This is a genomic window from Pantoea sp. BJ2 (assembly GCF_040255075.1).
Lineage (GTDB): Bacteria > Pseudomonadota > Gammaproteobacteria > Enterobacterales > Enterobacteriaceae > Pantoea > Pantoea leporis.
The window spans coordinates 4,111,175-4,124,159 of record NZ_CP158292.1 but is presented as its reverse complement, the minus strand read 5'-3'; the positions used below and the strand labels follow the sequence as shown (position 1 = coordinate 4,124,159).

The following is a 12,985-nucleotide window of genomic DNA, read 5'->3' as shown; positions in this document are numbered from 1 at the left end:
TTTCAGAAATGTTGGGTGAAGTATAGCGAGGCAGCCTCGACGCTAACAGGCATAAGCGCACTTAAGCGTGAATAACAAAAAATTACCTCTTTTACCGACAGACACTTATGCTTAGCGCTGGTTCGCTTAAAAGGATGAAGTGATGTTCCGCTCTCTGGCTCTTCCTGCTTTATTAACCTTACTGCTCGCTGGCTGTCAGGCTCCGTCGACGAAAATGCATCAGATCCCGCCCAACACCGCGCCGGTTGCGGTATGCGGTTCTGGTGATGTGATGATGCAAACTACGTTGTGGTTTGGCATGAATAAACCGAAAGGTGGCATCGTCAGCAGCAGCGAATGGCAGCAGTTTGTCGATAACGATGTGACGCCGCGTTTCAAAGACGGTTTATCGGTATATGACGCCAAAGGTCAGTGGCTGGGCGAGAACGGTAAGCTGGCGCGGGAAAACAGCAAAGCGTTGATGCTGATTCACACTCCGGATGTGGCGAGTTCTGACAGCATCAATAAGCTTCGTGACGTTTATAAAAAGCGTTTCGAGCAGGAATCGGTGATGCGGGTTGATTCACTGGTGTGCGTGGCGTTTTAAAAAATGGCGGCCATGCAGCCGCCATGCGTTATCAGATAAACAGCCCGGCGAACGCGGCCGAGAGCAAGCTCACCAGCGTGGAGCCATACACCAGCTTCCAGCCAAAACGGGAAACCACATTGCCCTGTTTCTCGTTCAGGCCTTTAATCGCACCGGCAACGATGCCGATTGAGGCGAAGTTAGCGAACGAAACCAGGAACACTGACAGAATCCCCAGTCCGCGTGGCGTCATTTCAGCCGCCACTTTCTTCAGCTCGATCATCGCAACAAATTCATTCGCTACCAGTTTGGTGGCCATAATACTCGCCGCCTGCAAAGCATCGGCGGAGGGAATGCCAACCAGCCACGCAAACGGATAGAAAACGTAGCCAAGCAGCTGCTGGAAGCTGTAGCCAAATACCGCAGAAAACAGCGCATTGATTGCTGCAATCAGCGCAATAAAGCCAATCAGCATCGCCATGATGATCATCGCCACTTTAAAGCCGGCGAGAATGTATTCGCCCAGCATCTCAAAGAAGCTCTGATCTTCATGCAGCTTATCCAGCGCAATCTGCTCTTCGTTTTCCGGGCGGGTTGGATTGATGATCGACAGGATAATAAAGGTGCTGAACATATTAAGCAGCAGCGCCGCAACCACATATTTGGCATCAATCATTGACATATACGCGCCAACAATCGACAGCGAAACCGTCGACATCGCCGTCGCCGCCATGGTGTACATGCGTGGCGCGGAAATATCAGCGAGAATGCCTTTATAGGCAATGAAGTTTTCCGACTGGCCGAGAATCAAGGTGCTGACGGCGTTAAACGACTCCAGCTTGCCCATGCCATTCACTTTCGATAACAGAGTGCCAACGGCGCGAATCAGCAGCGGCAGAATGCGCCAGTGCTGCAAAATGCCGATCAGTGCGGAAATAAACACAATCGGGCAGAGCACGCCGAGGAAAATAAAGGCTAATCCCTGATCTGCCATATTGCCGAAGACAAAGTTGGTCCCTTGCGCGGCGTAGGTTAATAAGGTTTCAAAGAAGCCGCCCACCGCAGTGACTACCGATTGGCCGCCCGCCGAGTGCAGGAAGAACCAGCCCAGCGCGGCTTCGACAATCAGCAGCTGAATAATAAAGCGAGGACGAATGCGTTTGCGGTCGTGGCTGACCAACAGCGCAAGGGCAAAAATCACCACCAGCGCCAGCAGGAAATGGAGTATCGCGATCATCATTTATCTTTTTAAGGGAGGAAACGCGCATTTAGCCACAGCCACCAGAGAATTTCATCCAGGATTGTGGCGATCGCGGGCGGGACAGCCGCAGCTGAAGTCCGTATAATGCGCAGCCAAACCTAAGCAAGCCGGAGAGAAACCATGCGTCCAGCAGGCCGTAGTGCATCTGAAACACGTCCCGTCACACTCACTCGTCACTACACCAAACATGCAGAAGGCTCTGTGCTCGTTGAATTCGGCGAAACCAAAGTGCTGTGCACCGCAACCGTCGAAGAGAGCGTGCCGCGTTTCCTCAAAGGCAAAGGTCAAGGCTGGATCACCGCGGAATACGGCATGCTGCCGCGTTCGACCCACAGCCGCATGGCGCGTGAAGCCGCCAAAGGCAAACAGGGCGGACGTACGCTGGAGATTCAACGTCTGATCGCCCGTTCACTGCGTGCAGCAGTGGATTTGCAAGCGCTAGGCGAATTCACCATCACGCTGGATTGCGACGTGATTCAGGCCGATGGCGGTACGCGTACTGCATCTATTACCGGCGCCTGCGTGGCGCTGGCCGATGCACTGAATGCGCTGGTTGCGGCTGGCAAGCTGAAAGCCAGCCCGCTGAAAGGCATGGTGGCGGCGATTTCTGTGGGTATCGTCGGCGGTGAAGCGCTGTGCGATCTGGAGTATGTGGAAGATTCCGCCGCAGAAACTGACATGAACGTGGTGATGACCGAAGACGGTCGCATGATTGAAGTACAGGGCACCGCAGAAGGCGAACCCTTCAGCCATGACGAGTTACTGCAGCTGCTGGCGCTGGCGCGAGGCGGCATTGAGCAGTTGATTCAGGCGCAGAAAGCGGCGCTAACTAATTGATGTAACAGGCGACCATAGAGTCGCCTTTTCTTTATTTGAGGAGTGAGAAATGAAAGCCTGGCAGCGTCAGTTTATTGAATTCGCCCTGAACAAAGGGGTGCTGAAGTTTGGTGAGTTCACCCTGAAATCGGGACGTAAAAGCCCCTATTTCTTCAATGCCGGTCTGTTTAATACCGGTCGCGATTTGGCGCTGTTAGGCCGTTTCTACGCGCAGGCGCTCGTTGATGGCGGCGTTGATTTCGATCTGCTGTTTGGCCCGGCGTACAAAGGCATCCCAATTGCCACCACTACCGCGGTGGCGCTGGCCGATCATCATGAACGTGACGTGCCTTACTGCTTCAACCGCAAAGAAGCCAAAGATCACGGCGAAGGCGGTTTGCTGGTGGGCAGCCCGCTGCAAGGCAAAGTGATGCTGGTGGATGATGTGATCACCGCCGGTACCGCGATTCGTGAATCAATGGATATCATCAGTGCGCATAACGCGACATTGGCGGGCGTGTTGATTTCGCTGGATCGTCAGGAACGCGGTCGCAGCGATATTTCGGCGATTCAGGAAGTGGAACGTGACTATAAGTGCAAAGTGACGGCGATTATTACCCTGGCTGAGCTGATTGATTACCTGGAAGAGAAGCCGGAGATGGCTGACCATCTGGCGAAAGTGCGCGCGTATCGTAAAGAGTACGGGATTTAATTATTCGGTAATGAGGTCGGCATTTATGCCGACCTGGTCTTTTAAACCAACTGCGCCGCCATTAGCGGCCAGCGGCTCTCGAAATCTGCGGTCGGACGAAAGCGGAATTCGGAGCGCACATAGCGCGACAACAGCCCTTCACAAAACGCCAGTAACTGGCTCGCCAGCAGCGTTTCGTCGTTCTGGAAACCTTCACCATCACGCATTTTCTTCTCGCGCATCACCTGACGCAGCTGCACTTCAATACGCTCAAACAGCTGATTGATACGCCCTTGCAGGCGATCCTGTTCAAACATCAGCGCGTGGCCGGTCAAAATACGCGTCAGCCCCGGATTACGCTCACCAAATCCCAGAATCAGCTGCACGATTAAACGCAGGCGCGTCAGCGTCTCTTTTTCATCTTTCAGGATCAGATTGATGCGGGTAATCAGACTGTCTTCAATAAACTCGATCAGGCTGTCAAACATGCGCGTTTTGCTGGGAAAGTGGCGATAAAGCGCCGCTTCCGACACGCCGACATTAGCGGCCAGCTTCGCGGTGGTGATGCGCTGACTGCCATCGCCCGACTCCAGCATTTGCGCCAGCGCCTGCAAAATCTCTTCGCGACGATTCCGTTTCGCGACTTTTTTTTCTGCCATGACCTTCAACACCCCTGAAATTCACCAAAAACAGGCAATACTGCCTCATCTGCCACAGACATAGCGGCCTGTGGCGACAAGAAATAAAAAGATGGCTAAGCGAAAAGTGTCGCGTGTTACTGGCGGCCTGAGTGACCGAAGCCGCCTGCGCCGCGGTCGCTGGTGTCAAAATCTTCCACCAGGTTAAATTCGGCCTGCACGACCGGCACGAAGACCAGCTGTGCTAAACGGTCGCCTGGCTGCAGCGTGAAGCTGTCCTGGCCGCGGTTCCACACGGAAACCATCAGTTGGCCCTGATAATCGGAGTCGATTAAACCGACCAGATTACCCAGCACGATGCCATGTTTATGGCCAAGACCGGAGCGCGGCAGAATCACGGCGGCAAGAGCAGGATCGGCAATGTGAATCGCCAAACCGGTGGGAACCAGCGTGGTCATGCCTGGTGTGATTTCCAGCGCATCATCCAGGCAGGCACGTAAATCGAGGCCTGCGGAACCAGAGGTTGCATAAGTCGGCAGCGGGAATTCATTGCCCACGCGTGCATCAAGAATTTTAACGTCGATTTTTTTCATCATAACGGCTGACAATCTCGTCTAGTAATTGTTGGCCAAGGAGCGTCTTATCACTGAGCGGTAAGACTTTTTCTCCTTCCTGCCAAAAAAGGTGAAGAGCATTGGTGTCGCTATTGAAGCCCTGACCCGCCTGCGCCACATCGTTGGCACAAATCAGATCCAGGTTTTTTCGCACCCGTTTTTGCCGCGCGTATTCTTCCACATTCTGGGTTTCGGCAGCAAATCCCACAACATAAGGGCGATTTTCCTGCAGCGCCGCGACGCCCGCGACAATATCGGGGTTCTTCACCAACTGCAGCGTGACGCTGTCGTCGCCACCCTGTTTTTTGATTTTCTCTGCGGCAATGTTAGCCGCCCGGTAGTCTGCCACGGCTGCGCTGGCAATGAAAATATGTTGTTGCTGGATTTGCGCCATCACCGCCGCTTCCATCTCCAGCGCGCTGTCGACGTCCACGCGTTGCACGCCAACTGGCGTTGGCAGCGCCACCGGGCCGGTAACCAATGTCACCTTCGCACCGCGTTTGGCCGCAGCCGCAGCAATCGCAAAGCCCATCTTGCCCGAGCTGTGATTGCTGATATACCGCACCGGGTCCAGCGCTTCGCGGGTTGGACCGGCGGTGATCATAATGCTGAGATGTTGCAGATCGTTGACGGGCGCAGCCCATTCCAGCGCGTGCGCCACAATCGCCAGCGGATCGAGCATGCGGCCGGGACCCACATCGCCGCACGCCTGGCTGCCGCTGTCGGGGCCCCAAATCAGTACGCCGCGCTGCTGCAGACGCTGTAGGTTCTCTTGCGTGATCGCCGCGCGGTACATCTGTTGATTCATGGCCGGGACGATGGCAACCGGCGCTGCGCTTGCCAGGCACGCGGTAGTGACCAAATCATTCGCCATGCCGGCAGTGACGCGGGCAATCAGATCGGCGGTAGCCGGCGCCAGCACAATTAAATCGGCCCATTTCGCCAGTTCAATATGGCCCATCGCCGCTTCGGCTGCCGGGTCGAGCAAATCATCAAATACCGGATAACCGGAAACCGCCTGCAGGCTCAGCGGAGTAATAAAGGCCCTGGCCGCTTCGGTCATCATTACGCGCACATCAGCACCGCGATCGCGCAGCCGACGCACCAGCTCCGGCGCTTTGTATGCAGCAATGCCGCCGCTCACGCCCAGCAGAATTTTCTTTCCAGCTAATCCCGTCATGTTGTTCGCCTCAAAGCAAATTGCCGCGTCAGGGGCGGCAGATGCAGGCAACTTTATCACAAAATCCACAGTGCGCCTTTTCACTGCCTGCGGCCTTTGCGAGCTGGCTCTGAAATCGTTCAGCGCGTGCTGGCGCTGACGGTGGCTGACGCGCAGAATCGCCGCATCGCAGGGAGGAGATGGTCATGACGGAACTGGCACCACGGGAAAAACTGATGTTAATGGGCGCTGAAGTGTTGAGTGATGCTGAGCTGCTGGCGATTTTTTTGCGTACCGGTATCAGCGGCACCAGCGTGCTGCTGTTGGCGCATCAGATGTTGAACGAGTTTGGTTCGCTCTATCGCATTATGACGGCCAGCAAAGAGGAACTCGGGCAGATTAAAGGCGTGGGCAGCGCCAAAATGACGCAGCTGTATGCCATCGCCGAGCTGGGAAGGCGATTTTTTGCCAGCCAGCTGGCGCGGGAAAACGTGATGGAGAATCCGCAGGTGACGCGCCATTACCTGCAAAGCGTGCTGGCGCATCAGGAGCGCGAAGTGTTTATGGCGCTGTTCCTCGATAATCAGCACCGCGTGTTGCAGGCGCAGAAGATGTTTTCCGGCTCGATTGCCAGCGTGGAAGTTCACCCGCGCGAAATCGTGCGCGAAGCGCTGAAACTTAACGCGGCGGCGGTGATTCTGGCGCACAATCATCCGTCGGGAATCGCTGAACCCAGTCGCGCCGACCGCGATATTACCGGAAAAGTCGGGCAAGCGTGCGCGCTGCTCAATATCCGTTTACTTGATCATTTGGTGATCGGTCACGGCGAGTTTACCTCTTTCGCCGAGCGCGGTTGGTTGTAATTCATCGATTCAACTGAACAGAAATAGGGCATTTTTGCGCGATCCAGAGGGATCTTTATCTGTTCGGGACTTGAGCACTCGGGCTGAGCGGCGTATACTACGCCACCTTTGAGAATCTCGGGTTTGGCGTTTGGGCCAGCTTAGCGGGTTCACATGGAACTCGCCTGGGCGGGCTAAGGCCTGACGAGGCGGCCAAAACCTAGTTTTTAAAGCTCGAGCTGATTTGATTTTTGGAGAATAGAAATGTCACGAGTCTGCCAGGTAACTGGAAAGCGTCCGGTAACGGGTAACAACCGTTCCCACGCAATGAACGCGACGAAACGCCGTTTCCTGCCGAACCTGCACTCTCACCGTTTCTGGGTTGAGAGCGAAAAGCGCTTCGTTACTCTGCGTGTATCTGCTAAAGGTATGCGTGTTATTGATAAAAAGGGCATCGATACGGTTCTGACCGAAATCCGCGCCCGTGGTGAGAAGTACTAAGGAACTGAATCATGGCTAAAGGTATTCGTGAGAAGATCAAGCTGGTTTCCTCTGCTGGTACAGGTCACTTCTATACCACCACGAAGAACAAACGTACTAAACCAGAGAAATTAGAACTGAAAAAGTTCGATCCGGTTGTACGTCAGCACGTGATCTACAAAGAAGCTAAAATTAAGTAATTTTAGTGTTCTGTGAAAAACCCGGCTTCGGCCGGGTTTTTTGTTTCTGCGATTCGTTGAGGAGATGAGATGCCTGAATTACCTGAGGTAGAAACCAGTCGTCGCGGTATCGAACCCCACATGGTGGGTGCCACGATTCTGCATGCGGTGGTGCGCAATTCACGTTTGCGCTGGCCGGTCTCGCATGAAATCCACGCGCTGAGCGACCAACCCGTATTGAGCGTGCAGCGTCGCGCTAAATATCTGCTGCTCGAACTACCGCATGGCTGGATCATCATTCACCTCGGCATGTCCGGCAGTCTGCGCGTGCTACCCGGCGAACAACCGGCCGCCAAACATGACCATGTCGATTTAGTGATGAGCAACGGCAAAGTGTTGCGCTACACCGATCCACGTCGCTTTGGCGCCTGGCTGTGGAGCAATGACCTCGCAGGCAGCAGCGTGCTGGCCCATCTCGGTCCGGAACCGCTCAGCAGCGAATTTGATGGTGCCTATCTATTTGAAAAGTCACGCGGCAAACGCACCGTGATTAAACAGTGGCTGATGGATAACAAAGTGGTGGTGGGCGTCGGGAACATCTACGCCAGCGAATCGCTGTTTACTGCCGGGATCTTGCCCGATCGTTCGGCAATGAGTTTGAGTCAGGAAGAGGCCGAGCTGCTGGTTAACACCATCAAAGCGGTGTTGTTACGCTCGATTGAGCAGGGCGGCACCACGCTGCGTGATTTCCTGCAAACGGACGGTAAACCCGGCTACTTCGCGCAGCAGTTGCAGGTTTATGGCCGCGCCGGCGAACCTTGCCGTGCGTGCGGTACGCCAATTGTCAGCGGCAAACATGGTCAGCGCAGCACCTTCTGGTGTCCACGCTGCCAGCACTGAGTTAAGGCTGTGCCAGTCGCGCCAGTAACGCCTTATGCACAACGGCAGGCAGAAATGCCTGCACGTCACCGGCATGGCGCGCGACTTCTTTGACCAGCGAAGAAGAGACGAACGAGAAACCCTCTGACGGCATCAGAAACACGCTCTCCAGCGTGGGCAACAGATGACGATTCATCTGCGCCAGCTGCAGCTCATATTCAAAATCTGACACCGCACGCAATCCACGCACCAGCACATTGGCATTCTGCGCCTGGGCAAAGTTCGCCATCAGGTCGCTAAACCCGATCACCTCGACATTCGGCAGATGTGCCGTCACCTGACGCGCCATATCCACGCGCTCATCCAGACTGAACAGTGGCTTTTTACTTGGGCTGGCGGCAATCGCCACGACGATGCGGTCAAACATCTTCGCTGCGCGCGTCACAATATCCAGATGACCCAAGGTGAAGGGATCAAAGGTCCCGGGATAAATCGCTTTCGTACTCATACGCGACCTTGTGTTGAGGTGTGATGCAGCGCCCAGAGCGCCGAGTATTTGTTGAAAGTGTACTGCGCGTTAACCACCGCCAGAATCCAGCCCTGTTTGCCGTCGAGAAAACCGGCGCGCAGCAGCAGCGTTTTAACGAATGCGCCGAGCGTGTGGCTAAAGATCGACAACAAGCCGCAGCGTTTGCCGCGCTGGAAACGCTCATTTGCCCAGGCTTCGGCATAGTTCATCTGCTTACGCTGAAAGGCAATCAGGTCACGACAGGTGAGATGTTGCAGATCGCCCGCCAGCTTCACTACCGGCGCACCCTGCGTCTCCAGTGATTCATGCACCAGATTGTCGTTGTAATTGAACTTGCGCGGATAGAGGCGCATAACGCGATCGGGATACCAGCCGCTGTGGCGCATAAAGCGGCCGAGAAACAGGTTGCTGCGACCGAGGCTGTAAACGTTGTCCGAGGCGGGCTGTGCGAGAACCTGCTCGATAGCGCGACGCAATTCGGGTGTAACGCGCTCGTCGGCATCGATCATCAAAATCATCTCGCCTTGCGCATGGGCCTGCGCGCGCTGGCGCTGCTTGCCAAATCCCTGCCAGCCTTCAGCCTGGAAAACCTGCGCGCCCTGTTCGCGAGCGACCTGCATCGTGTTGTCGCTGCTGCCGGAATCGAGCACCACAATCTCATCTGCCCAACTGACAGAAGCCAGCGCCTCCGGCAGCAGTTCAGCTTCGTTTTTGGCGATCATCACCACGGAGAGACGTTGGCGTTGCGACATGAATTAGTGAGCTCGCGGCGGTAGGTGAGGTTCGAGTAACTGTAGCAGACGCTGTAATGCGCCCTGATTTTGATGCAGCACTTCCACAGCATGACGGCCGTAATAGCGGCGATAATCGTCATCCTGCAGCAGGTTAGCGACTTCTTTCTGCAGCGATACCACGTCAGTAACGGTAATCAGCCCTTCGGCCTGCTGCAGCTTGGCGCAGATATCTTTGAAGTTCCAGATGTTCGGGCCCATCAGCACCGGAATAGCATGCGCGGCCGGCTCCAGCGGATTGTGGCCGCCGCGCTCAACCAGGCTGCCGCCAACAAAGGCGAGGTCGGCGATGCCGTACAGCATCATCAGTTCGCCCATGGTGTCGCCAATGACCACTTGCGTGGAGCTTGATGGAATTTCGCCGCTGCTACGCAGGATAAAGCTGAAGCCGCGTTTTTGTGTCAGGTCGCAGGCATCTTTGAAACGTTCCGGATGGCGCGGCACCAAAATCAGCAGCAGATCGGGGAACTGCTGTAGTAGACGTCGATGGGCATCGAGCACAATTGCCTCTTCGCCTTCGTGAGTGCTGGTGGCGATCCACACCGGACGACGCGACGCCCACTGACGACGCAGCGTGACCGCTTTTGCCGCCAGCTCTGGCGTTACGGAGATATCAAACTTGAGGCTGCCGGTAACGGTCAGATGCGAACGTTTCAGGCCAAGGCTGAGGAAACGGTCGCCATCTTCGGCGTTTTGCGCGGCAATCAGCGTGATGCGCTGCAGCAGGTCGCGCATAAAGCCGCCGAGTTTCTTGTAGCCTTTGGCCGAGCGCTCAGACAGGCGCGCGTTGGCAATCACCAGCGGAATCTTGCGCTGATGCAGAATACGGATAATGTTGGGCCACAGCTCGGTTTCCATGATGATCACCAGTCGCGGATCGACGGTATCGAGGAAACGGTTAATCGAACCTGGCAGATCGTAGGGCAGGTAAACGTGGTGTACATCTTTGCCAAACGCGGACTGCGCACGCTCGGAGCCGGTTGGCGTCATGGTGGTGACGGTAATCGGCAGCGTTGGATAGCGGTGGCGCAACGCGCGCACCAGCGGCACTGCCGCCAGCGTCTCGCCGACGGAAACCGAGTGCAGCACAATGCCATGTGGCAGCACTTTTCCGCTGCAATAGCCGTAGCGTTCTGCCCAGCGTTTACGATAGGCCGGTGCTTTTCGACCGCGCAGCCACAGGCGCAACCAGATTAGTGGCTGAATCAGGTAGAGCAAGGCTGTGTATAGAGTCGTCATAGTTACCGTTACGACAGAATCGCGTCAAAAAACAGATGAAAGGCGGCATGTTATCAGAAATTAACCGCCTGCTCATACCACTTCGTCAGCTGGTCTGCAGCACTTGCTGATACAGCGAGGTCAGCGCTTGCGCCAGCCGCTGCGGACCATAAGGTTCAATTCTGCGACGTGCGGCTTCGCCCATGGCAGAATTGTGTGAAAGCGCCGGTGTTGCCAGTACGGCTTCGTTTAACGCGTTGATATCTAATGCATCGCAGACAAAACCTTCCTGACCCGCAGTGATAAACTCTGCGCCGCCGCAGCCGGTGCTGGTGATCACCGCCAGGCCGCAAGCCATTGCTTCCAGCACCACATTTGGGAAGGGATCATAAAGCGTGGGCAGCAGCAGCGCATCGGCTGCATGGTAGAACGGTTGCACATCCTGCTGCACGCCGACGAAGCGTAAGCGATCAAGGCAATTGAGCTGGTTTGCCAGCTGCTGATAGCGCGACAGCTGCTTATCCTGGCCGACCACCACCAGATAGCGATCGCTTTTCGCCACCGCTTCAATCGCCGCTTTTAAGCCTTTGCGCTCAAAGCCCGAACCCACGTAAATCATCACCGTGGCATCTTGCGGCAGTTTGAGCTGCTGACGTGCCGCATGACGCAGCGCTTCGCTAGCTGGCTGGAAGCGTTGGCTATCAATGGCGTTGTGAATCACATGGATCTTGCTGGCATCAAGAGAGAAGTGACGCAAAATATCCTGCTTCACCATCTCTGAATTACAGATCACCGCTTTCAACGATGGCGCGTTGAACATGTCGGCTTCTGCCTGTAACACATAACGATGATAAGGACTGAGGCGGGCGCTTAAGCGCTGCCACGGCGACACGATGCGCGCGCGCTGCTCTAGCCAGACGCGATGCACGCCATCACCGGCGCGAAAGATATCGCAACCGGCGATGCGTTCGTGGCTCTGCACAATGTCGAACTTCTCGCGTTCCCAACATGCACGCGCGGCACGCGCAAAACCGCGCTCGCGCGAGATGCGACCGAATTTCGCTGGATTGCAGATGTGCAGATGCCAGGCCGGATTCGGCGTGCCCTGCCAGCTGCGGGTGATGATATTGAGATCGAGCTGCTCGCTATCCAGCGCTTCCAGCGCACGCGAAATAAAACGTTCAGCGCCGCCGTCTGGGCGGTATTTCTGCCGGACAATCGCCAGGCGTAACTTACTCATGCAAAAAACTCCGGGCGGCAGCCACCACATCCTCAACGGGAATGGCAGAAAGATAGCGCTGTTGCGTGTTGGTATCGATGTCGTCTGGCGAGGGGAGCGGGCCATAATCACCGGCCCAAATCACGCGATTGTGATCGCCCCACGGACGCCAGTGTTGCAGCTTGGTAGGTCCAAACAGCGCAAGACACGGCGTTTCCAGCGCGGCGGCCATGTGCATCGGCGCAGAATCTACGCCGATAAACAGCTGTGCCGCATCAATCAGCGCCGCCAGCTGCGGCAAGGATAATTCTCCCGCCAGCGACACCACATTGTGGCTGCGACACAGCGACTGAATATTGGCGATCATTGCCATTTCTTTCTGGTCCGGCGCCGCCGTGAGTACCACGGTGCGGCCTTCGGCAGCGAGCGCATCAATTAGCTGTGCGACTTTTTCATCTTCCCAGCATTTGAACAGCCAGCGAGAAGTGGGTTGCAGCACAACAAACGGCATTTTCACCGCATGATGAGCCAGTACATCCTGCACTATTTGTTGATCGGCTGTGCTGAAATGCATCGAGGCTTTTGCGCCGGCGCCGCCGATGCCCAGCGGCTTCAGCGCGGCCATATTCTGTTCAACCGTATGCAGCTGATGATGATCTTCCGTGCTGACCAGATGGTTGTGCATCCAGCGCCATAAGGCGTTATCACGTTTGCGGAAGGCAAAACCGATACGCACCGGCGCGCCAGAGAATCCGGTAATGATGGCGCTGCGCCACTGATCGGCGAGGTTAATCACCAGGTCATAATGGCACGCGCGCACCGCGGAAAGCAGGGCCATTTCATGCCGGAATTTCTGCCAGCCGCCTTCCTTCTTCCAGTTGCGATCGATGATGTGCAACTGGCGAATGGCCGGGTGCGCCTCCAGCATTGGACGGGTTTCTTTGTAGAGCAGAACGTCGATGTTCGCCTGAGGATAGCGTTGGCGCAGCGCGTTTATCGCGGGCGTGGTCAGCAGCATGTCGCCGTGATGACGCAGCTTGATCAGCAGAATATTTTTCGGTGCAAATTGGTCTGGAATCGGGCTTGCCATACTCAAATGATCTC

General features: G+C 55.8%; 16 protein-coding genes. 7 read left to right on the top strand and 9 right to left on the bottom strand.

The features are described 5' to 3' along the window. The first annotated feature begins 142 nt into the window (after nucleotides 1-142). Nucleotides 143-586, top strand: a complete 444-nt coding sequence (locus AAF463_RS19175) for a DUF3574 domain-containing protein (protein WP_350261294.1) — start codon at nucleotides 143-145, stop codon at nucleotides 584-586. A 31-nt stretch (nucleotides 587-617) separates the two neighbouring features. Here the strand turns inward: AAF463_RS19175 and AAF463_RS19170 are convergent, their stop codons facing one another. Beyond that, entirely contained in the window at nucleotides 618-1,802 is a 1,185-nt protein-coding gene (locus AAF463_RS19170; protein ID WP_336769315.1) for a nucleoside transporter C-terminal domain-containing protein, read from the bottom strand. A gap of 144 nt (nucleotides 1,803-1,946) precedes the next feature. Here AAF463_RS19170 and rph point away from each other — a divergent pair, with 144 nt between their 5' ends. Both rph and pyrE read left to right on the top strand, forming a co-directional pair. Continuing rightward, a complete protein-coding gene (gene rph / locus AAF463_RS19165; protein ID WP_101760691.1) occupies nucleotides 1,947-2,663 on the top strand; it encodes a ribonuclease PH in 717 nt (238 codons plus the stop codon). A gap of 49 nt (nucleotides 2,664-2,712) precedes the next feature. Next, a complete protein-coding gene (gene pyrE, locus AAF463_RS19160) occupies nucleotides 2,713-3,354 on the top strand; it encodes an orotate phosphoribosyltransferase (protein WP_008109749.1) in 642 nt (213 codons plus the stop codon). Between the two features lie 41 nt (nucleotides 3,355-3,395). Here pyrE and slmA read toward each other — a convergent pair whose 3' ends face one another. The 3 genes from slmA to coaBC form a co-directional block, all read right to left on the bottom strand. After that, complete coding sequence (slmA, locus tag AAF463_RS19155) at nucleotides 3,396-3,992, bottom strand: nucleoid occlusion factor SlmA (RefSeq protein WP_008109747.1); 597 nt, start codon at nucleotides 3,990-3,992, stop codon at nucleotides 3,396-3,398. Nucleotides 3,993-4,108: 116 nt separating this feature from the next. After that, on the bottom strand, nucleotides 4,109-4,567 hold the full coding sequence (gene dut, locus AAF463_RS19150; protein ID WP_167391166.1) for a dUTP diphosphatase: 459 nt from the start codon (nucleotides 4,565-4,567) through the stop codon (nucleotides 4,109-4,111). Then, nucleotides 4,545-5,765 (bottom strand): bifunctional phosphopantothenoylcysteine decarboxylase/phosphopantothenate--cysteine ligase CoaBC, encoded by a 1,221-nt coding sequence (gene coaBC / locus AAF463_RS19145; RefSeq protein WP_350261293.1) that lies wholly within the window; start codon nucleotides 5,763-5,765, stop codon nucleotides 4,545-4,547. Before coaBC ends, dut begins: the two co-directional genes overlap by 23 nt. Nucleotides 5,766-5,950: 185 nt before the next feature. Between coaBC and radC the strand changes: the two genes are divergently transcribed. The 4 genes from radC to mutM all read left to right on the top strand — a co-directional run bounded on the left by radC (nucleotide 5,951) and on the right by mutM (nucleotide 8,145). Further along, complete coding sequence (gene radC, locus AAF463_RS19140) at nucleotides 5,951-6,607, top strand: DNA repair protein RadC (protein WP_101760688.1); 657 nt, start codon at nucleotides 5,951-5,953, stop codon at nucleotides 6,605-6,607. Nucleotides 6,608-6,850: 243 nt separating this feature from the next. Further along, complete coding sequence (gene rpmB, locus AAF463_RS19135; protein WP_007885297.1) at nucleotides 6,851-7,087, top strand: 50S ribosomal protein L28; 237 nt, start codon at nucleotides 6,851-6,853, stop codon at nucleotides 7,085-7,087. A gap of 11 nt (nucleotides 7,088-7,098) precedes the next feature. Next, nucleotides 7,099-7,266, top strand: coding sequence for a 50S ribosomal protein L33 (gene rpmG, locus AAF463_RS19130; RefSeq protein ID WP_001051798.1), 168 nt, complete (start codon nucleotides 7,099-7,101; stop codon nucleotides 7,264-7,266). 69 nt (nucleotides 7,267-7,335) lie between these two features. Then, the gene (mutM, locus tag AAF463_RS19125; protein ID WP_222213536.1) at nucleotides 7,336-8,145 is read left to right on the top strand and encodes a bifunctional DNA-formamidopyrimidine glycosylase/DNA-(apurinic or apyrimidinic site) lyase; all 810 of its coding nucleotides are present in this window, start codon (nucleotides 7,336-7,338) and stop codon (nucleotides 8,143-8,145) included. 1 nt (nucleotide 8,146) lies between these two features. Here the strand turns inward: mutM and coaD are convergent, their stop codons facing one another. The 5 genes from coaD to rfaQ all read right to left on the bottom strand — a co-directional run bounded on the left by coaD (nucleotide 8,147) and on the right by rfaQ (nucleotide 12,971). Further along, nucleotides 8,147-8,632 (bottom strand): pantetheine-phosphate adenylyltransferase, encoded by a 486-nt coding sequence (coaD, locus tag AAF463_RS19120; RefSeq protein WP_110868213.1) that lies wholly within the window; start codon nucleotides 8,630-8,632, stop codon nucleotides 8,147-8,149. Next, on the bottom strand, nucleotides 8,629-9,405 hold the full coding sequence (locus tag AAF463_RS19115) for a glycosyltransferase family 2 protein (protein ID WP_350261292.1): 777 nt from the start codon (nucleotides 9,403-9,405) through the stop codon (nucleotides 8,629-8,631). Before AAF463_RS19115 ends, coaD begins: the two co-directional genes overlap by 4 nt. 3 nt (nucleotides 9,406-9,408) lie before the next feature. Next, on the bottom strand, nucleotides 9,409-10,683 hold the full coding sequence (gene waaA / locus AAF463_RS19110) for a lipid IV(A) 3-deoxy-D-manno-octulosonic acid transferase (RefSeq protein WP_350261291.1): 1,275 nt from the start codon (nucleotides 10,681-10,683) through the stop codon (nucleotides 9,409-9,411). 85 nt (nucleotides 10,684-10,768) lie between these two features. Then, on the bottom strand, nucleotides 10,769-11,902 hold the full coding sequence (locus AAF463_RS19105; protein WP_350261290.1) for a glycosyltransferase family 4 protein: 1,134 nt from the start codon (nucleotides 11,900-11,902) through the stop codon (nucleotides 10,769-10,771). Beyond that, a complete protein-coding gene (rfaQ, locus tag AAF463_RS19100; protein ID WP_101760682.1) occupies nucleotides 11,895-12,971 on the bottom strand; it encodes a putative lipopolysaccharide heptosyltransferase III in 1,077 nt (358 codons plus the stop codon). Before rfaQ ends, AAF463_RS19105 begins: the two co-directional genes overlap by 8 nt. Nucleotides 12,972-12,985 lie beyond the last annotated feature (14 nt).

Coding starts and splice junctions, on each gene's coding strand:
- radC (WP_101760688.1), top strand. CDS start 5,951: ATGACGGAACTGGCACCACGGGAAAAACTGATGTTAATGGGCGCTGAA.
- AAF463_RS19170 (WP_336769315.1), bottom strand. CDS start 1,802: ATGATCGCGATACTCCATTTCCTGCTGGCGCTGGTGGTGATTTTTGCC.
- AAF463_RS19115 (WP_350261292.1), bottom strand. CDS start 9,405: ATGTCGCAACGCCAACGTCTCTCCGTGGTGATGATCGCCAAAAACGAA.
- dut (WP_167391166.1), bottom strand. CDS start 4,567: ATGATGAAAAAAATCGACGTTAAAATTCTTGATGCACGCGTGGGCAAT.
- mutM (WP_222213536.1), top strand. CDS start 7,336: ATGCCTGAATTACCTGAGGTAGAAACCAGTCGTCGCGGTATCGAACCC.
- rfaQ (WP_101760682.1), bottom strand. CDS start 12,971: ATGGCAAGCCCGATTCCAGACCAATTTGCACCGAAAAATATTCTGCTG.
- waaA (WP_350261291.1), bottom strand. CDS start 10,683: ATGACGACTCTATACACAGCCTTGCTCTACCTGATTCAGCCACTAATC.
- pyrE (WP_008109749.1), top strand. CDS start 2,713: ATGAAAGCCTGGCAGCGTCAGTTTATTGAATTCGCCCTGAACAAAGGG.
- AAF463_RS19105 (WP_350261290.1), bottom strand. CDS start 11,902: ATGAGTAAGTTACGCCTGGCGATTGTCCGGCAGAAATACCGCCCAGAC.
- rpmB (WP_007885297.1), top strand. CDS start 6,851: ATGTCACGAGTCTGCCAGGTAACTGGAAAGCGTCCGGTAACGGGTAAC.
- coaBC (WP_350261293.1), bottom strand. CDS start 5,765: ATGACGGGATTAGCTGGAAAGAAAATTCTGCTGGGCGTGAGCGGCGGC.
- slmA (WP_008109747.1), bottom strand. CDS start 3,992: ATGGCAGAAAAAAAAGTCGCGAAACGGAATCGTCGCGAAGAGATTTTG.
- coaD (WP_110868213.1), bottom strand. CDS start 8,632: ATGAGTACGAAAGCGATTTATCCCGGGACCTTTGATCCCTTCACCTTG.
- AAF463_RS19175 (WP_350261294.1), top strand. CDS start 143: ATGTTCCGCTCTCTGGCTCTTCCTGCTTTATTAACCTTACTGCTCGCT.
- rpmG (WP_001051798.1), top strand. CDS start 7,099: ATGGCTAAAGGTATTCGTGAGAAGATCAAGCTGGTTTCCTCTGCTGGT.
- rph (WP_101760691.1), top strand. CDS start 1,947: ATGCGTCCAGCAGGCCGTAGTGCATCTGAAACACGTCCCGTCACACTC.